Below are 17,633 nucleotides of genomic sequence, written 5' to 3'. Positions count from 1 at the left end.
CGGGGATCACCCGCCGCCCATTCAGCCGCCCATGCGTTCGCGCACGTTGCGGGCATCCTTCCAGCCTTCAAGCCGCTTGGCGAGATCCTCGTCGCCCTCGGGCAGGGTGATTTCGAGACGGATGAGCTCGTCGCCGCGCGTGCCGTCCTTGCGGGTCATGCCCTTGCCCTTGAGACGCAGCGTCTTGCCCGAACTGGACCCGGCCGGCACCGTCAGCATGACCGCGCCCGAGGCCGTGGGTGCGCGCACCTTCGCGCCGCTGAGCGCCTCGTCGAGGGTGATCGGCAGGTCGAGGCGCAGGTCGTCGCCGTCGCGCTCGAAATAGGGGTGGTGCGCGATGGAGATGGTGATGATCGCATCGCCTGCACCGCCCGGGCCCGGTTCGCCCTTGCCCGAAAGGCGCATCTGGGTGCCGTCCTCGACCCCCTTGGGCAGCTTGAGGTCGATGGTCTTGCCGTCGGACAGGGTAATGCGCTGGTTGGCGAGCTCGGCCGCATCGGTCAGCGAGACCGAGAGGCGGTAGTTGACGTTGGCGCCGCGCGGGGCCGAGCGCGAACGTCCGCCGCCAAAGCCACCGCCCATGCCGCCACCCATGCCTCCGGGGCCGCCGCGCTGGCCGCCGCCGCCGAAGATGCCGCCGAACAGGTCCTCAAGGTCGATCCCGTCGTTTCCGCCGAAACCACCGAAACCGCCCGCGCCGCCGCCCATGCCGGAACGATGACCGCCGCCACCGCCGAAACCACCGGCCCCGAAGGGCATGGTAGGGTTTCCCTCCGCGTCGATCTCGCCGCGGTCGAACTGGGCGCGCTTTTCCTTGTCGGAGAGAAGGTCGTAGGCGCGGGTCACGTCCGAGAAGCGTTCGGCCGCCTTCGGATTGTCCTTGTTCCGATCGGGATGGAGCTCCTTGGCGAGCTTGCGGTACGCGGACTTGATGTCCTTCTCGCTAGCGCCACGTGCGATGCCGAGAGTGGTGTAAGGATCTGTTGCCATAATGCCACTTAGCTAGGTTGTAGAGCGCGTTCCGACAAGTTCTTCGCGTTGCTCGGGAGGTGCTTTTTCGTTCGCTGTGGCTGCAATACCCGCTCCGGACCTTCCCAGGTGCGGCGGGGCGGGCTATTCGGCGGCGCAAAGCGGCCCCGTGCCGCCGATCAAGGTCGCTCCCCTGTACGGGTGGTACCTTGCTGGCGACGTGGAGCCTATGGCCACAGCAACAGGACGAGATACGATGGAATCCGAACAGACCCGCGAAGTCATCCCCGATGGCGATCCCTTTGCCCTGTTCAGCGCCTGGTACGACGAGGCGCGCGGGACCGAGCCCAACGATTCCAACGCGATGGCCCTGGCAACGGCAACGCCGGAAGGCGTACCCTCGGTGCGCATGGTGCTTCTGAAGGGCCATGGCCCCGACGGTTTCGTGTTCTACACCAATGGCCACAGCCGCAAGGGCGGTGAGATCGCGGCGAACCCGCACGTTGCGCTGCTGTTCCACTGGAAGAGCCTGCGCCGCCAGATCCGCATCGAAGGCGCCTTGAGCCCGGTGACGCCTGCGGAGGCCGACGCGTACTTCCACTCGCGCCACCGCGATTCGCAGCTGGGTGCGGTGGCCTCCGACCAGTCCGCCCCGCTCGACAGCCGCGAGACCTTCCTCGCCCGCTACGAAGAGGTGCGCGCGCGCTTCGAGGGCGGCGAGGTCGAACGCCCCGCGCACTGGGGCGGCTACCGCGTGGTGCCGGTCGCCATGGAGTTCTGGCAGGACCGTCCTTATCGTCTTCACGAACGCCGCCGCTTTGAGCGGGTGGGCGAGGGCCCTTGGTCGAGCACGCTGCTCTACCCCTGATGTCTCTGGTTTCGATGGGAATTGATTCATGAGCGATGGACGCAGCCAGGTCCGCGCAATGCTGACCCGCAGTGCGGCGTTCGCCAGTATCGCGGCGGCGCTGTTTCTGCTCGTGCTCAAGGTCTGGGCGGCGATCACCACCGATTCGACCGCGATGCTGGGCAGCCTTGCCGACACCACGCTCGATCTCGTCGCCAGTCTGGCGACGCTGCTGGGCGTGTGGATCGCGGCGCAGCCGGCCGATGACAAGCACCGTTTCGGGCATGGCAAGGCCGAGGCGATCACCGCGCTGTTCCAGATCGTGCTCATCGTCATCTCGGCGCTGGGCATTGCCGCGCGCGCCGTCGAACGGCTGCTCGTGGGCAACGAGGTCCAGGCAGCCGAGCAGGGCATCGGCGTCTCGATTGCGGCAATCGCGGTCACGCTCGCGCTGCTGGCCTGGCAGCGCCACGTCATCCGCCGCACCGGCAGCCTCGCGATCACCACCGACAGCGTGCACTACCAGTCGGATCTGTTCCTCAACCTCGCGGTGATCGTGGCGCTGGTCCTCGACACCTATGTGGGTATTGCGGGCGCGGACGCGCTGTTCGGCTTCGGTATTGCGGCCTGGCTTGCCTACGGGGCCTGGGGCGCTTCGGACGAAGTGCTCGACCAGCTCATGGACCACGAGTGGCCGGAGGAGAAAAAGGAGCGCTTCCTGCAGCTTCTGGCGACGTTTCCGGACATCAGCGGGGTCCATGACCTGCGCACCCGGACCTCGGGCGACAAGGACTTCGTGCAGTTCCATATCTGGGTCGACCCGCAGATGACCGTGCGCGAGGCGCACCGGGTGATGGACGGGATCGAGCACCGCCTCGAGGCCGACTTCCCGGGCGTGGAGGTCCTGATTCACACCGATCCCGATGGTCTGGTCGACGAGAAGGGGGAGGCAGGCCGCGACGTACTGCCGCCGATCCGTGTCGGGTTGGAGCAGGACGTGAAGCTCTAGGCGTACCGGATATAGAAAAAGATGAATCCGAGGGCCACTGCCCTCGGGCTCCCGGAACCGTCGACCTCACGATTCTCGCGCAATCTGGGCCGAGATACGTAAGGTAGCCGGTTTTGGGGACAAGGGGTAATAACCCCTTGAATCATTGCCTTCATTCTTAATTCTTTGACGTTCTACTTCCCGCCCGGAAACAGCGCCAGAAGCGCCCCGATGCGCTCGTGCACGGCGCGTTCCTGGTTGGGCGCGCTGCGGCCCAGGCGCACTACGGTCAGAAGCTGTTCGGGCGAGCTCACGACGTACTGGCCGTATTCGCCCAGGCACGCGAAGACATCGGCCGGTGCGGTGGCGGGCCAGAGCCTTGCGGTTTCACCGGGAGGCGCGGTGTTGAGCCAGACCCCGGCGCCGTAGGCTGCGTTGCGCGGGCTCGGCTCGCGCATGAACGAGATCCAGCGGCGTGGCAGGATCTGGGCGCCAGCGACCGAACCACGGTGGCGCAGGAACTCGGCGAGCTTGGCCCAGTCGCGCGCGTTGGCGTGAATCATGCCCGAGCCGATCAGCGTGCCCGCCCGGTCAAACCCGGCCTGGGTCGATTCCATGCCGATGGGGGTGAGGACGCGGCTTTGCAGGTAGCCCATGACGGCGGCGCGGCGCGCTTCGGGTGATCCGTCCGGGGCAAGGACCCGCGCGGCAAGATCGGCGAGGATGATCGCGTTCGCGCCCGAATCCGCAAAAGTCTGGCCTGCAGGCGACTCCAGTGGCTGTGCCTCGGCGTAGGCGGCCATGTCGTCGCGCCCGTCGAGGTAGAGGAGGCGCATCGCATCGGACTGCTCCGTGATGCCGCCTTCGCGCCCCGGCCGGCCTTTGGCAAAGCGCAGGCCCGAGCGCATCTGGAGAAGCTGGCGCAGTGTCACTTCGCCGCGCGGATCGCCCGGCCGGCGCCATTCGGGGACAGGCGCGGACTCGTTGAGGCGCAGGCGCCCGTCGCTGACCAGCTGGCCGATCATCAGGCTGGTGAGGCACTGGCCCGCGCTCCAGCCCGGCAGGCGCGTCGTGTCGGAGATACCGGGGCCATAGCGCTCGGCGATGACCGCGCCGCGCTTCATGATGACAAGCGCGTGCGTCGGGCCGACCGCATCGGAGTTGAAGAGGCCATCGATCGCGCGGCCGAGTGCGGCGTGGGGGGCCCCGCCGTCATCGGCGATGGCCGCTTCGGCCTCGGTGCTGGGCGGGGGCGGGCCCTCGCTCGCGGGTTCTCCACAGGCCCACAGGCTTGGCAGGGCCAGCAGCGGGAGGATAAGGCGGATCGGATACACCGGCATGACGCGCGGTGTAGTGTGCGAGAAGATCGGGAATGGCAACACCGCCCAAATCGGGAGCCGGGGACAAGCTGCGGCAGGCCTGGCAGCAGCGACAGGCATCGCGTGGACCTGAGCGCGGGCGTGCGTCGGGGGGCCAGCCTGCCGCCAGGGCCCCGCGCGCTCCCCATGCCGCGCGCCAGCCTTCGCGCTGGCTGCGCAACCTGGTGGTCCTGGCGCTGCTGGTGGGGGCAGGGCTCCTGGCCTGGCAGTGGGCGGACCTGCGCGAGCGGACGCGCATCGGGGGCGCTTATGCCGCGCGGCTCGGCTGCGTGTGCCGCCATGTCTCGCAGCGCGATCTCAAAAGCTGCGAGGCCGACCTTGCGGTGGCCCCGCTTGGCGGCATCGCGGGGCGCGTCTGGCTGAGCGAGGACGCCGAGACGCGCAGTGTCAGTGCCGGGCTACCGCTGCTCGGCTACCAGAGTGCGCGCTACGACAGCCGCCATGGTTGCCGTCTCGAGCCTTGGGACGGGTGATCGGGCGCTTCGCTCAGAGCGGGGTGGCGGGCGTGGTGTCCTCGATCCAGCCCCCGCCGACCACGCGTTCGCCCGCATAGATCACCGCGGCCTGGCCCGGCGCGACGCCGTATTCGGGATTGGCGAAGCGCAAGGTGGTCTCTGCACCCTCGCCCAGCGGACCTTCAAGCGTGACGGGCACGGGCTTGGCCAGCGAACGGACCTTGGCGGTGAGCGGCGTGCCCTCGGGGAGGGGGCCAATCCGGTTGGTCTCGATGATCCGGGCCGAGGCGACCGCGAGCAGATGGCGCGGGCCGACGAGGACCCGGCGTGAGGGCGCATCGATGCCCACCACGTAGAGCGGTTCGGGCTGGCCGCCGATCTCGAGCCCGCGGCGCTGGCCCACGGTGTAGTGGATCACACCCTGGTGCGATCCGAGGACTGCGCCGGTCTCGACATGGACGATGTCGCCGGGCGCGGCCCCCTCGGGACGGACCGAGCGCACGATCTTGGCGTAGTCGCCGTCGGGCACGAAGCAGATGTCCTGGCTGTCGGGCTTGTCCGCGACGCGCAGGCCCGCCGCTTCGGCGAGGCGGCGCGTTTCGGTCTTGGGCAGGCCGCCGAGGGGAAAGCGCAGGAAGTCGAGCTGGGCCTCGGTCGTGCCGTAGAGAAAGTAGCTCTGGTCGCGCGCCGGGTCGGCCGCGCGGTGCAGTTCCGAGCCCGCCGGGCCTTCCACGCGGCGCACGTAGTGGCCGGTCGCGAGGCAATCGGCACCCAGGTCCCGCGCCATCTGCAGGAGGTCGGTGAACTTGGGCCCCATGTTGCAGCGAATGCAGGGGATGGGGGTGCGTCCGGCGAGGTAGTCGTCGGCGAAACGGTCGACCACCTCTTCGCGAAACGCGCTCTCGTGGTCGAAGACGTAGTGGGCGATGCCGAGGCGGTCGGCGACTGCGCGCGCGTCACGGATGTCGTCGCCTGCACAGCACGCGCCCTTGCGGCCCGTAGCGGCGCCGTAGTCGTAGAGTTGCAGGGTGATGCCGATGGTCTCGGCACCGGTGGCCGCGGCCAGCGCGGCGACGACCGAGGAATCGACACCGCCCGACATGGCGACGACGATGCGGCGCGCCGAGAGCGGCGCGGGCAACTGGAACAGGTCGGCCGGATCGAGGCCGTTGAAGAGGTTTGCGTCAGGGGACATGGGGAGCGCTCATACAGCGCCTCGTCGCGAATTCCTACCCGATCGGCGCGAAGGCGCGACCATTGGGATCGCCCTGGGCCTGTCATTAATCTTCCATTGACCATGTGAGCCCTATCCTGCCGCCATAAGCCGGGTCGTTTGGTGTGGTCCTGCCGGGAAGGCTGCGAGCGCCGGAGGGCTCGCGACGGTCCATGTGCATCGGGCCGGAGGTGTGGGAGGCAGGTTTGACGATGCAACTGGATGAAAGCGCGAACTTTTCCTGCTTGATGAAAGCCCCTGAACGCCCCGTGGAAAATCCTTAATAAGAGTCCCTAATGCTCATTAACCGTACTGCTTCAAGCAATGGCAAGTCCGAATGGACAAAGAGAGGCTCACCACCGGCTCCAGCAAAACCGGTGGGCGAGGGCTAAGATGATCGAAAACCAGAAAATCAGACCCGCGCAGGTAATCGGGCCGCTGGGTGAACCGCTCACTCTGGAGTCGCTTCCCCCCGCCAATACCACGCGCTGGGTCGTGCGCCGCAAGGCCGAGGTCGTGGCTGCCGTCAATGGCGGTCTGCTGACCATCGACGAAGTGTGTGAACGTTACCAGCTGACGCTCGAGGAATTCGCCTCCTGGCAGCGTGCCGTGGATCGTTCGGGAATGCAGGGACTGCGCGTCACGCGCATCCAGCACTACCGCGATCTCTACGAGCGCCAGCAAAAGTACTGATCACCCCCCGATCAGTTCCGCGGGACCGACAAACGGCGACGAACCTTCCGGGTTTGTCGCCGTTTTTCTATGTCTGTTGGTTCCATGCCGTTGAACGAGGCGAGAAGTCGTTGGTCGATCCGGGGCGTATCTGGAGCGAGACCGCGTTGCCACCTTTAGAGCGCGCACGTATACGTCAGGATCAGGGATTAACGGCCATGATCCGGGCCGTGCGGGGCGATGCGTGACCTTGCACGGGAAACTGGGGGACCTGTGAGGGTGCCGGGACGATGCGGCCAGTGCGGTGACGGAATGAATTACACGAGCAAGTTGGACAAGGATCGCGCCGAAGTCGTGAGCAAGGAGGACCTCGGCGCACAGACGGGCGCGGACGGGGCTTTCGAGGCACATGAGGCGCAGGCGCAAGGGCCGGACAAAGGCTCCACGCGCCTGATCTGGCTTGGCGTTGCCGGGGCCTTCGTGCTCATCGTGGGAATCTGGTTCTACCTCCACAGCGGCGCGGAAACCGCCTCGGTTGAGTCGGCGCAGGTGCCGGTCGTGACCGTCGTCAAGCCGGGTCGCTCGACCGTCGTGGGCACAATCACCGCCACCGGATCGCTCGCCGCGCGCCGCGCCATGCCGATCGGCTCGGTGGGTGAGGGCGGCGAGGTCCGCCGCGTTCTCGTTGAACCGGGGGATTGGGTGAAATCAGGCCAGGTGCTCGCCGTTGTCGACAGTTCGGTGCAGGTCCAGCAGCAGGCCAGCCAGGCCGCGCAGATCAAGGCCGCCCAGGCCGACGCGCGCCTCGCCCAGTCGAACCTCGACCGCGCGCTCCAGCTGGTCGATCGCGGGTTCATCTCCAAGGCCGACGTCGATCGCCTCACCGCCACGCGCGATGCCGCGCTGGCCCAGGTCGAACTGGCCCGTGCCTCGCTGCGCCAGCTTCAGGCCCAGGCCGCGCGCCTCAACATCGTCGCGCCCGCCGCCGGGCTCGTGCTTGAACGCAATGTCGAGCCGGGGCAGGTCGTGGGCGGCGGCTCGAGCGTGCTGTTCCGCCTTGCCAAGGGCGGTGAGATGGAACTGCTCGCCAATCTCAGTGAGGACGACCTGGCGCGCGTGCGCGTCGGCGCGCAGGCCGAGGTGACCCCGGTCGGTTCGGAGCGCTCCTTCACCGGGCAGGTCTGGCAGGTCTCGCCGGTGATCGATCCCACGTCGCGCCAGGGCACCGCGCGCATCGCACTTGCCTATGACCGCGCGCTGCGTCCGGGCGGCTTTGCCAGCGCCACGCTGACCAGCGGCACGGTGGTCGCGCCGATGCTTCCCGAGTCAGCGATCCAGAGCGATGCCGAGGGCAGCTTCGTCTACGTCGTGGGCAAGGACAACAAGGTGGCGCGGCGCGGGGTCGAAACCGGGCTCGTTACCGCCGATGGCATCGTCATCTCCAAGGGCCTTGCCGGCACCGAGACGGTTGTCCTGCGCGCCGGTGGCTTCCTCAATCCCGAGGACACCGTCGAGCCGCGCATGGCCAAGGCCGCGGACTGACGCGTCGGGCAGGGACAGACATGAACTTTCGCAACATCTCGGCCTGGTCGATCCGCAACCCGATCATTCCGATCGTCTTCTTCATCGGTCTGATGATCGCGGGGATGGTCTCGTTCGGGCGCATGAACGTCAACAACATGCCCGACGTGGATTTCCCGGGCGTGGTCGTGCGCATCAGCCAGCCCGGTGCCGCCCCGACCGAGATCGAGACCCAGATCACCCAGATTGTCGAGGGCGCCGCGCGCTCGATCAGCGGGGTCGAGGAGATTGAATCCAACGCCTCGGAAGGCAGCTCGGTCACCTTCGTGCGCTTTGCCATCGGCACCGATGCAGACGTTGCGACCAACCAGGTGAAGAACGCGGTCGACCAGGTGCGCGGCGACCTGCCCGACGGCATCCTGGAGCCGCAGATATCCAAGGTCGAGGCAGGCGGTGGGGGGACCCTTGCGGTCTTCGCGGTCAGCGCCGATGACATGACCATCGAACAGCTGAGCTGGTTCATCGACGACACCGTTTCCAAGAATCTGCTTTCAGTACAGGGGCTTGCATCGGTCAGCCGCAACGGCGGCGTGGACCGCGAGATCCGCGTCGTGGTCGATCCCGACAAGATGATCGCCTTTGGCGTGACCGCGCGCGACATCAACACGGTGCTGCGCCAGGTAAACACCGATGCGGCGGGCGGCGAGGCGGAAATTGCCGGGTCGCGCCAGTCGGTGCGCGTGCTGGGCAATGCCGACAGCGCCTATGACCTTTCGCAGACGCGGATCAATCTGGGCAATGGCCGTCAGGTCAAGCTGTCGGACGTTGCCAAGGTCTACGACGGCTATTCCGAGCGCTACCGCATGGCCAAGCTGCGCGGGCGCGAGGTCGTCACCTTCAGCTTCGACCGCGCCATCGGTGCCTCCGACGTCGCGGTCTACGACGGCGCGATGGAAAAGCTCGACGCGATCCGCAAGGCCAATCCCTCGGTCCACTTCACCCGCCTGTTCTCGCAGGTGGACTACACCCGCGAGCAGTACACCAGTTCGATGGAGATGCTGGTCGAAGGCGCGGTGCTGGCCATCGTCATCGTCTACCTGTTCCTGCGCGACTGGCGCGCGACCTTCATCGCGGCCATCGCCATCCCGCTTTCCGCAATCCCGACCTTCTGGTTCATGGATCTGATGGGCTTCACGCTCAACTTCCTCTCGCTGCTCGCGCTGAGTCTGGTGGCCGGTGTCCTTGTCGATGACGCCATCGTCGAGATCGAGAACATCGTGCGCCACATGCGCATGGGCAAGAGCGCCTACCAGGCCTCGATCGACGCGGCTGACGAGATCGGCCTTGCGGTTGTCGCCACCACCTTCTCGATCGTGGCGGTGTTCTTCCCCGTCGGCATGATGCCGGGTATTTCGGGGCAGTTCTTCAAGGCCTTTGGCCTCACCATCGTCGTGGCCGTGCTGATCAGCCTTGCGGTCGCGCGCATGATCACGCCGATGGTCGCGGCCTATTTCCTGAAGTCACATGGCCATGCCGAACATGGCGGCGGGCGGATCATGGACTTGTACGTGAAGATCCTCGCCTGGACGCTCGATAGCCGTGAGGCGCTGCGCCGCAAGGCCGCGCTGGTGCGCCCGGATCATGGCCGCTGGTATGCGCTCCCGGCCGTGATGCTGCTCTTTGTCCTGCTCCTTGCGGGCATTGCGGGGGCCGTCGTCGCCTTCCAGGCGCTCGCCGCAGGCGTGGCCGCACTGGGGCTTGGCAACAGCGCGCAGGTCGTCCTGCCTTCGCTGATTGCTCCGCTGGCGGTGCCGCTCGTGATCTTCGGGCTGGGCAAGGTGTTCCGACTGGTCTGGGGGCTCATGGGCACCTTTGGCCAATGGTACCGCTACTGGCACGACCGCGTGGCCGCGCGCACGCGCGATCACCGCTTCTACGCCTTCCTCGCCGGTGTCTACGCGCTGGTGGTGACCTTCGCGTTGCTGCTGGGCCTGCCGCAGGAGTTCATGCCCGCCAACAACTCCGACACGAGCCGGGTCAACATCGAGATGGTGCCCGGCACCACGCTCGAGCAGACCGAAGCCGTGGCCGACGAGGTGACCCACATCATCGAGGCGCAGTCCGAGGTGGAGCTGGTCATGGCTGCCTCGCGCGAGGGTGAGGCGACGCTCTACATCACGCTCAAGCCTGCCGATAAGCGCGATGCGACCAGCATCGAGTTCGAACGCCGCCTGGCGCCCGAACTGCAGCGCATTCCCGATGCGCGCGTGAGCTTTGCCACCCAGTCGGGTGGCTTCGGGTCGGGCCGCGATATCTCGGTCATGCTTTCGGGCAGCGATTCCGACCAGCTCAACGAGACCGCGCAGATCCTGGTCGACCAGATGCGCGAGATCCCGGGCGTGGTTGCGCCGCGTATCGCGGCCGACCTCCAGCGCCCTGAACTTATCATCGTGCCCCGGCTTGACCTCGCCGCCCAGCTTGGCGTGACCACGACCGCGCTCAGCCAGACGATCCGTATCGCGACCCTGGGCGAGATCGACCAGAACGCGGCCAAGTTCTCGCTCTCGGACCGCCAGGTGCCGATCCGCGTGGTGCTCGACCGGGATTCGCGCCGCGACTTCTCGACCATCGAGAACCTGCCGGTGACGACGAGTGCGGGGGGCAGTGTTCCCTTGAAGCGCGTGGCCGAAATCCGCTTTGGTGCCGGTCCTACCGAGATCGCCCGCTACAACCAGGCGCGCCGCGTCTTTGTCGGGGCCGACCTTGGGCCCGGGCAGATCAAGGGCACGGTGATGGAGGCGATCCAGAAGCTGCCGATCATGCAGAACCTGCCGATGGGTGTCTCCAACGCGCCGGTGGGCGAGGACCAGTGGCAGGCCGAGATGATCACCAACTTCATCATCGCGGTGATCAGCGGCATCTTCCTCGTCTTCGCGGTGCTGGTGCTGCTCTACAAGCGCTTCGTCTCGCCGCTGGTGAACATGGCCTCGCTGCTGCTGGCGCCGCTCGGCGGCCTGCTGGCCATCGCAATCCGGGGCGAGCCGATTTCGATGCCGGTCTTCATCGGCATTCTCATGCTGCTGGGCATCGTTGCCAAGAACTCGATCCTCCTCATCGATTTCGCGATCGAGGAAATGCACCGCGGCGTGGAGAAGGTGACCGCGATCATCGATGCCGGGCACAAGCGCGCGCAGCCGATCGTGATGACCACCGTGGCGATGACGGCCGGCATGGTGCCAACCGCGCTCTCGATCTCAGGCGATGGGGCCTTCCGCGCGCCGATGGGCCTCGTGGTGATCGGCGGGCTCCTCCTCTCCACCTTGCTCACTCTGGTAATTGTCCCCGCAGCCTTTAGCCTTGCCGATGGTTTCGAGAAGCGGATCGGACCCAAGCTGCGCACGACGCTGCTGACGTTCGAGCCGCACCATGCCGAGGAGGCGCACGCCCGTTCGCAAGGGGGCTCCGCGCTTCCCGCCGAATAAGGGAAAGGCGCGTAGTCTTGGCGCAGGACAGTACATTCAAGGAGGTCGGCGAGGGTAACGGCAAGGCCGACAGGGCGCGCCGCATGCGCCTCTTCGCGACCGGTCTCCTCCTGACCATGGCCGCGCTGTTCCTGGTGCTTCACCGCCTGCACGGGCTCTTTCCCGCTTGGGACACGCCGCTGGGCTACGCCATTGCCTTTACCGAGGCGGCGATGGTGGGCGGGCTGGCTGACTGGTTCGCGGTCACCGCGCTCTTTCGCAGGCCGCTGGGCCTGCCGATCCCGCACACGGCGATCATCCCGGAGAACAAGGACCGCATCGCCGATTCCATGGCGCGCTTCCTGCGCGAGAATTTCCTGACCCCGCAGGTTGTCGCCCGGCGCCTGCAGGGCTTCAATTTCGCCGCGAGTCTCGGCGGTTTCCTCGGCGATCCGACGCGGGGCGAGAATCCGAGGATCCGGGCGGGCGCGGCCAATCTCCTTGCCGATGTGCTGGAATCGCTCGACCCCGAACAGATGGGAGGCATGGTCAAGACCGGTCTCAAGGCGCAGCTTGCGCGGATCGATGCCGCGCCGCTCCTGGCCCAGATGCTCGAGAACGCGATTGCCGACCAGCGCCACCTGCCCGTCCTCGAGGCGATGCTGCGCAAGGTGGGAGAGGTGATCGAGGCCAACGAGCCGATGATCCGCGAGATGATCCACGCGCGCGCCAACACGATCATGCGCTGGACCGGCCTCGACGAGCGCCTTGCCAACGGGGTCCTCGATGGGACCTACCGTCTTCTGGCCGAGATCATCGTGCAGCCCGACCATCCCTTGCGCGGCAAGGTCGACGAGGCGCTGACGGCCCTCGTGCGTGACTTGCGCAGCGATCCTGAAATGCAGGCGCGGGTGGCGCGCATCAAGGCCGAATTGCTGGCCAATCCGGCGCTGGGCGCCTGGATCGAGGCGATGTGGGAGCGGGGCCGCACCGCGCTGCTCGAAGCCATGCGCAACCCTGACGCGGCGCTCTCCGGCTCGCTCGGCGCGACGCTGGGACAGGGCCTTGGCCAGCTGGGCGCGGCGCTGGGCGGTGACGCGCGCCTGCAGGTCATGGTCAACCGCTTTGCTCGCCGCACGCTCGTCGGCGTGAGCGCGCGTTATGGCAGCGAGATCGTGCGGCTCGTCTCCGAGACAGTGAAGCGCTGGGACGCGCATACGGTGTCGGCCCGGATCGAGGGGGCGGTCGGCCGCGACCTCCAGTTCATCCGCATCAACGGGACGCTGGTGGGGGGCCTCTTCGGCCTTGCCATCCATACCGTGGAGCGTTTCCTGTGAGCCAGGAGCCCTGGCCCGAGGGCCTGACCGCGCCCCTGCTCACCACCGCGCGCTTTGAACTGTGGCAGCCGCGGGTGGGGGATCTGGCCGCGCACATGGCGCTTCTCGCCGATCCGGAGGTGACACGTTACCTCGCGCCCACACCGCCCGACCCGGAAAAGCACATGGAGCGTCTGATCCGCCATGCCGAAAGCTGGCTCCAGCACGGCTATGGGCTCTTCGCGGTGCGCCCGCATGGATCGGAGGCGATGATCGCGAGCTGCGGCCTGTTTCACTCGAACCGGGGCTTCGGCAAGGGCTTCGACGAGGTCACCGAGGCGGGCTGGATCGTGGCGCGCGACTGGTGGAGCCAGGGCGTCGCCCGCGAGGTCATGGAGGCGAGCCTCGACTGGTTCGAGGAACGCCACGGCCCGCGCCGCATGGTCTGCATGATCGAGGAGGGCAACCTTGCGTCCGAGCGTCTTGCTACGGCGCTGGGCTTCGTCGCCTACGACCGCAAGGAGCCCGATGCCGAGGACCCGGTCGCGCTCAACCTTTACGAGCGTCTGCCTTCAGACCTGACCTAATTTAGTATGAAGGTGGCCGTAACAGCCCAGTAGCTCGTCACCGGGGTATCATCGGCAAGCCGCGCGGGCTCGAACGTGAGATTCGTCATCCGTTCGCATACCAGTTCGTCGAACCTTGGGTCGTTCTGGGACAGGGGCACGCGGCATCCCTGCATCTTCCCTTGCGGATCGACCGTGACGACGACGTTGACGCGGGCTTGTGCGCCCTTGCGGATGAGATTCCTTGGAAATTTCAGACCCATCTGTCGGCGCAGTTCGCCATCTCCGGCCGGGCGAGCTTCGTAGGCAACCTGATCTTGGACATCGGGATCGACGCCCCATTGGCGCAAGAGATCCCGAGTGCAGGTGCGCAAGGCGGCCAGAGGCTTCTCGAGAGCGCCGGTATTGAATCTGAGCGTGCGGGGGCCGAGGTCGACATCGAAATGATCGACTTCGCCGGCAACGGGACGCACGAAATGCGGATTGGGCTCCTCGCCTTTGGCGAGGGCCGAGGCACGCTGATCGGCGTCCATGCGATCGAGTTCATCGTGATCGATGGCGATCTCGGTGGTGAAGAGCAGGGAGTCGTAAGTGTCATCGACTTTCGCTGCGATCGCATCGGCTTCGTAGGAGGGGAAGGGTGCAAAGGCGACGTCGATGTCCCGGTGGGGCAGGTTGAGCTTGGCCGGGCCTCCGGTGAGCTGGATCTGGTAGGTGTAGTCCGGCGTGAAGTTCATGAAGCGCAGGAGGACGCCCTCCTCGCCCTCGCCGTACATGCGCTGCAGGAGGCAGGCGTTGTCGGCCCAGTCCACGTTCCAGGGCGAGGAGGCTTCCAGTACGAAGGTGTCCGGCTTGGCCTGTGCGTCCGGCGCCGTCAGCAGCCCACATACCGTCGCAATGGCCCAACCCGTCCTGCGCATTTCGATATCCCCCATCCAGTTGACCAAGACTGGCATGAGGCCGGGTAGGGGGCAAGCCGGTCTTGGGACGGCAATGTCGTATCGATCTACGAAAAAGCCCCCGCCAGGCCGGAGCCGGGCGGGGGCTTTTCAAACCTTCGGGCCGAAGCCTCAGAGCTTGCCGGTAAGTTCCGGCACCGCGTCGTAGAGGTCGGCGACAAGACCGATGTCCGCGACCTGGAAGATCGGGGCGTCCTCGTCCTTGTTGATGGCGATGATGGTCTTGGAGTCCTTCATGCCCGCAAGGTGCTGGATCGCGCCCGAGATGCCGACCGCGATGTAGACTTCGGGAGCCACGATCTTGCCGGTCTGGCCGACCTGGTAGTCGTTGGGGACATAGCCCGCATCGACCGCCGCGCGGCTGGCGCCGACGGCCGCGCCGAGCTTGTCGGCGAGCGGCAGGATGGTCGCTTCGAAGGTGTCCGCGTCCTTGAGGGCACGGCCGCCCGAGACGATGACCTTGGCGCTGGTGAGCTCGGGACGTTCGCTGGTCGCGATTTCCTGGCCCACGAAGCTGGAGAGACCCGCATCGCCCTTGCCCGAGACGGCCTCGACGCTGGCCGAACCGCCCTCGGCAGCGGCCTTGTCGAAGGCGGTGCCGCGCACGGTGATGACGAGCTTGGCGTCGGTGCTCTCGACGGTGGCGATCGCGTTGCCGGCGTAGATCGGACGGGTGAAGGTCTTCTCGCCCTCGACCGAGAGGATGTCCGAGACCTGCATGACGTCGAGCAGGGCGGCGACGCGCGGCGCGATGTTCTTGCCGGTGGTCGTGGCGGGCGCGAGGAAGGCGTCGTGATCGCCCATCAGTTCGACGATGAGCGGGGCGACGTTCTCGGCGAGGCCATGCTCGTAGGCCGCGTCCTCGGCGAGGTGTACCTTGGCGACGCCTGCGATCTTGGCGGCTTCGTCGGCGACGGCCGCGCAGCCTGCGCCTGCAACGATGAGGTGAACCTCACCCAGCTTGGCGGCGGCGGTGACGGTGGAGAGCGTCGCGTCCTTGACGGCGGCGTTGTCGTGTTCGACCCAAACAAGCGTCTTCATTACGCGACTCCCATTTCCTTGAGCTTGGCGACAAGCGCATCGACGTTCTCGACCTTGATGCCGGCGCTGCGCACCGGCGGCTCGGCGACCTTGAGCGTCTTGAGGCGCGGCGCGATGTCGACGCCATAATCAGCGGGCGTCTTGGCATCGAGCGGCTTCTTCTTGGCCTTCATGATGTTGGGCAGCGAGGCGTAGCGCGGCTCGTTCAGGCGCAGGTCGGTGGTGACGATGGCGGGCATCGCGAGCTTGACGGTTTCGAGACCGCCGTCGACTTCGCGGGTGACGGCGACGCTATCGCCCTCGACCACGACCTTGGAGGCGAAGGTGCCCTGCGGACGGCCCAGGAGAGCCGCGAGCATCTGGCCGGTCTGGTTGGAATCGTCGTCGATCGCCTGCTTGCCCAGGATCACGAGGCCCGGGGTCTCTTCCTCGACCACGGCCTTGAGGATCTTGGCGACCGCGAGCGGCTCGACTTCTTCGTCGGTGGCGACGTGGATCGCGCGGTCCGCGCCCATCGCCATGCCCGTGCGCAGGGTTTCGGCGGCCTTGGCCGGGCCGATCGAGACCACGACGACCTCTTCGGCGTTGCCCGCTTCCTTGATCTGCAGCGCTTCCTCGACGGCAATCTCGTCGAAGGGGTTCATGCTCATCTTCACGTTGGCAAGGTCCACCCCGGACCCGTCCGCCTTTACCCGCGGCTTCACGTTGTAGTCGATCACCCGCTTCACGGGCACGAGGATTTTCATGAGAATATGTCCTCTCAAACTCTGCTGCAGGCCTGTTTAGCCATGCGATTAAATTGCGCGGTGGATGCCATCGCGCCCCACGCTCAAGACGTCAACCCCCGCAATTGTTCCATCGCCCCAAGAGGGGCTTTAGTCATACAGGGGCAATTGGCCCGGGGAGTGCATGAGGGGGGCTGTCCCCGGCGTACAGAGCCGGGCCGGGCCCTGTTCAAAGGGCAAAAAGAAAGCGGCGGGGGCCTCGGGCCCCCGCCGCTTTGCGTGTCGTTTCGATGCCTGTGGGGCCGATCAGGCCGCCTTGACTTCGGCGACGATCTTCTTGGCTGCATCGCCCAGGTCGTTGGCCGGAACGATCGGCAGACCCGAGTTGGCGAGGATGTCCTTGCCCTGCTGCACGTTGGTGCCTTCGAGGCGAACCACGAGCGGCACGCCCAGGTTCACTTCCTTGGCCGCCGCCACGATGCCTTCGGCAATGACGTCGCACTTCATGATGCCGCCGAAGATGTTCACGAGGATGCCCTTCACGTTGGGATCGCCGAGAATGATCTTGAACGCCGCGGTCACCTTTTCGGTGGTGGCGCCGCCGCCCACGTCGAGGAAGTTGGCGGGGAACGAGCCGTTGAGCTTGATGATGTCCATGGTCGCCATGGCAAGCCCTGCGCCGTTCACCATGCAGCCGATGTCACCATCGAGCTTGATGTAGGCCAGGTCGTACTTGCTGGCTTCGATCTCGGCCGGATCTTCCTCGGTCTCGTCGCGCAGTTCACGCACGTCGGGGTGACGGTAGAGTGCGTTCGAATCGAAGCTCATCTTGGTGTCGAGGACGAGCAGCTGGCCGTCTTCGCTTTCCACCAGCGGGTTGATCTCGAGCATGTCGCAGTCGAGGTCCATGAAAGCCTCGTAGATCTGCTTGGCGATCTTCTGCGCCTGCTTGTTGAGATCGCCGGTCAGCTTGAGACCGAAAGCGACGGCGCGGCCGTGGTGGGGCTGGAAGCCTTCGGCCGGGTCGATCGTGATCGTGGTGATCTTTTCCGGAGTCGAGTGGGCGACTTCCTCGATGTCCATGCCGCCTTCGGTCGAGGCGATCATCGCGACGCGGCCGGTGGCGCGGTCGACGAGCATCGAGAAGTAGTATTCCTTGGCGATGTCGACGCCGTCGGTCACGTAGAGGCGGTTGACCTGCTTGCCTGCATCACCCGTCTGGATGGTGACGAGGGTGTTGCCGAGCATTTCCTTTGCGAATTCCTCAACCTCGTCGATCGACTTGGCGAGGCGCACGCCGCCCTTGGCGTCAGGGCCGAGTTCCTTGAACTTGCCCTTGCCGCGGCCACCGGCGTGAATCTGCGCCTTGACGACGTAGAGCGGTCCGGGAAGCTGCTTGGCGGCGGCAACGGCTTCTTCGACGGTCAGGGCGGGGATGCCGGCGGGGATGCCCACGCCGTACTTCGCAAGCAGTTCCTTGGCCTGATATTCGTGAATGTTCATCGGTCAGTCGCTTTCTGC

At 66.4% G+C, this 17,633-nt stretch carries 15 protein-coding genes; 8 read left to right on the top strand and 7 right to left on the bottom strand.

The genetic code is table 11. From position 1 onward, the window contains the following. Positions 1-21: 21 nt before the first annotated feature. Complete coding sequence (locus MTR65_RS06515; RefSeq protein WP_039389998.1) at positions 22-990, bottom strand: DnaJ C-terminal domain-containing protein; 969 nt, start codon at positions 988-990, stop codon at positions 22-24. Positions 991-1,225: 235 nt separating this feature from the next. Between MTR65_RS06515 and pdxH the strand changes: the two genes are divergently transcribed. Then, positions 1,226-1,837 (top strand): pyridoxamine 5'-phosphate oxidase, encoded by a 612-nt coding sequence (pdxH, locus tag MTR65_RS06510; RefSeq protein WP_243798339.1) that lies wholly within the window; start codon positions 1,226-1,228, stop codon positions 1,835-1,837. A 28-nt stretch (positions 1,838-1,865) separates the two neighbouring features. Continuing rightward, on the top strand, positions 1,866-2,825 hold the full coding sequence (locus MTR65_RS06505; RefSeq protein WP_243798336.1) for a cation diffusion facilitator family transporter: 960 nt from the start codon (positions 1,866-1,868) through the stop codon (positions 2,823-2,825). A gap of 173 nt (positions 2,826-2,998) precedes the next feature. Here the strand turns inward: MTR65_RS06505 and MTR65_RS06500 are convergent, their stop codons facing one another. Next, complete coding sequence (locus MTR65_RS06500) at positions 2,999-4,144, bottom strand: serine hydrolase domain-containing protein (protein ID WP_243798333.1); 1,146 nt, start codon at positions 4,142-4,144, stop codon at positions 2,999-3,001. A gap of 32 nt (positions 4,145-4,176) precedes the next feature. On the opposite strand from MTR65_RS06500, the gene MTR65_RS06495 reads away from it, so the two are divergent. Beyond that, entirely contained in the window at positions 4,177-4,656 is a 480-nt protein-coding gene (locus MTR65_RS06495; RefSeq protein ID WP_243798330.1) for a hypothetical protein, read from the top strand. A gap of 13 nt (positions 4,657-4,669) precedes the next feature. Here the strand turns inward: MTR65_RS06495 and mnmA are convergent, their stop codons facing one another. After that, the gene (gene mnmA / locus MTR65_RS06490; RefSeq protein WP_243798328.1) at positions 4,670-5,833 is read right to left on the bottom strand and encodes a tRNA 2-thiouridine(34) synthase MnmA; all 1,164 of its coding nucleotides are present in this window, start codon (positions 5,831-5,833) and stop codon (positions 4,670-4,672) included. A gap of 411 nt (positions 5,834-6,244) precedes the next feature. On the opposite strand from mnmA, the gene sciP reads away from it, so the two are divergent. The 5 genes from sciP (at position 6,245) to MTR65_RS06465 (ending at position 13,408) form a co-directional block, all read left to right on the top strand. Continuing rightward, positions 6,245-6,544 carry a CtrA inhibitor SciP gene (gene sciP, locus MTR65_RS06485; RefSeq protein WP_039390007.1) on the top strand — a complete coding sequence of 100 codons (300 nt, stop codon included), beginning with the start codon at positions 6,245-6,247 and terminating at the stop codon, positions 6,542-6,544. 291 nt (positions 6,545-6,835) lie between these two features. Continuing rightward, complete coding sequence (locus MTR65_RS06480; RefSeq protein ID WP_268739281.1) at positions 6,836-8,065, top strand: efflux RND transporter periplasmic adaptor subunit; 1,230 nt, start codon at positions 6,836-6,838, stop codon at positions 8,063-8,065. A gap of 20 nt (positions 8,066-8,085) precedes the next feature. Continuing rightward, on the top strand, positions 8,086-11,526 hold the full coding sequence (locus tag MTR65_RS06475; protein ID WP_243798323.1) for an efflux RND transporter permease subunit: 3,441 nt from the start codon (positions 8,086-8,088) through the stop codon (positions 11,524-11,526). A gap of 83 nt (positions 11,527-11,609) precedes the next feature. After that, positions 11,610-12,842, top strand: a complete 1,233-nt coding sequence (locus tag MTR65_RS06470; RefSeq protein WP_243798458.1) for a DUF445 domain-containing protein — start codon at positions 11,610-11,612, stop codon at positions 12,840-12,842. Beyond that, the gene (locus tag MTR65_RS06465) at positions 12,839-13,408 is read left to right on the top strand and encodes a GNAT family N-acetyltransferase (RefSeq protein ID WP_243798321.1); all 570 of its coding nucleotides are present in this window, start codon (positions 12,839-12,841) and stop codon (positions 13,406-13,408) included. The genes MTR65_RS06470 and MTR65_RS06465 overlap by 4 nt, the downstream gene beginning before the upstream one ends. Here the strand turns inward: MTR65_RS06465 and MTR65_RS06460 are convergent. From MTR65_RS06460 to sucC, 4 genes are all read right to left on the bottom strand, one after another. Beyond that, positions 13,405-14,307, bottom strand: a complete 903-nt coding sequence (locus MTR65_RS06460; protein ID WP_243798318.1) for a TonB family protein — start codon at positions 14,305-14,307, stop codon at positions 13,405-13,407. The two genes, MTR65_RS06465 and MTR65_RS06460, sit on opposite strands and share 4 nt — an antisense overlap. A gap of 150 nt (positions 14,308-14,457) precedes the next feature. Further along, on the bottom strand, positions 14,458-15,387 hold the full coding sequence (locus tag MTR65_RS06455; protein WP_243798316.1) for an electron transfer flavoprotein subunit alpha/FixB family protein: 930 nt from the start codon (positions 15,385-15,387) through the stop codon (positions 14,458-14,460). Next, entirely contained in the window at positions 15,387-16,133 is a 747-nt protein-coding gene (locus tag MTR65_RS06450) for an electron transfer flavoprotein subunit beta/FixA family protein (RefSeq protein ID WP_226638038.1), read from the bottom strand. The genes MTR65_RS06455 and MTR65_RS06450 overlap by 1 nt, the downstream gene beginning before the upstream one ends. A 285-nt stretch (positions 16,134-16,418) precedes the next feature. Then, the gene (gene sucC, locus MTR65_RS06445; protein WP_148627032.1) at positions 16,419-17,615 is read right to left on the bottom strand and encodes an ADP-forming succinate--CoA ligase subunit beta; all 1,197 of its coding nucleotides are present in this window, start codon (positions 17,613-17,615) and stop codon (positions 16,419-16,421) included. Between the last annotated feature and the right edge of the window lie 18 nt (positions 17,616-17,633).

This window comes from Novosphingobium mangrovi (assembly GCF_022818885.1).
GTDB lineage: Bacteria > Pseudomonadota > Alphaproteobacteria > Sphingomonadales > Sphingomonadaceae > Novosphingobium > Novosphingobium mangrovi.
The sequence above is the reverse complement of the archived record's forward strand: the minus strand, read 5'-3'. Positions and strand labels throughout refer to the sequence as shown.

Excerpts from the sequence above, each read along its gene's own strand:
- MTR65_RS06460 (WP_243798318.1), bottom strand. The coding sequence starts at position 14,307 with ATGCGCAGGACGGGTTGGGCCATTGCGACGGTATGTGGGCTGCTGACG.
- MTR65_RS06470 (WP_243798458.1), top strand. The coding sequence starts at position 11,610 with ATGCGCCTCTTCGCGACCGGTCTCCTCCTGACCATGGCCGCGCTGTTC.
- MTR65_RS06500 (WP_243798333.1), bottom strand. The coding sequence starts at position 4,144 with ATGCCGGTGTATCCGATCCGCCTTATCCTCCCGCTGCTGGCCCTGCCA.
- pdxH (WP_243798339.1), top strand. The coding sequence starts at position 1,226 with ATGGAATCCGAACAGACCCGCGAAGTCATCCCCGATGGCGATCCCTTT.
- MTR65_RS06480 (WP_268739281.1), top strand. The coding sequence starts at position 6,836 with ATGAATTACACGAGCAAGTTGGACAAGGATCGCGCCGAAGTCGTGAGC.
- MTR65_RS06515 (WP_039389998.1), bottom strand. The coding sequence starts at position 990 with ATGGCAACAGATCCTTACACCACTCTCGGCATCGCACGTGGCGCTAGC.
- MTR65_RS06455 (WP_243798316.1), bottom strand. The coding sequence starts at position 15,387 with ATGAAGACGCTTGTTTGGGTCGAACACGACAACGCCGCCGTCAAGGAC.
- mnmA (WP_243798328.1), bottom strand. The coding sequence starts at position 5,833 with ATGTCCCCTGACGCAAACCTCTTCAACGGCCTCGATCCGGCCGACCTG.
- MTR65_RS06450 (WP_226638038.1), bottom strand. The coding sequence starts at position 16,133 with ATGAAAATCCTCGTGCCCGTGAAGCGGGTGATCGACTACAACGTGAAG.
- MTR65_RS06475 (WP_243798323.1), top strand. The coding sequence starts at position 8,086 with ATGAACTTTCGCAACATCTCGGCCTGGTCGATCCGCAACCCGATCATT.
- sciP (WP_039390007.1), top strand. The coding sequence starts at position 6,245 with ATGATCGAAAACCAGAAAATCAGACCCGCGCAGGTAATCGGGCCGCTG.
- MTR65_RS06505 (WP_243798336.1), top strand. The coding sequence starts at position 1,866 with ATGAGCGATGGACGCAGCCAGGTCCGCGCAATGCTGACCCGCAGTGCG.
- MTR65_RS06495 (WP_243798330.1), top strand. The coding sequence starts at position 4,177 with ATGGCAACACCGCCCAAATCGGGAGCCGGGGACAAGCTGCGGCAGGCC.
- sucC (WP_148627032.1), bottom strand. The coding sequence starts at position 17,615 with ATGAACATTCACGAATATCAGGCCAAGGAACTGCTTGCGAAGTACGGC.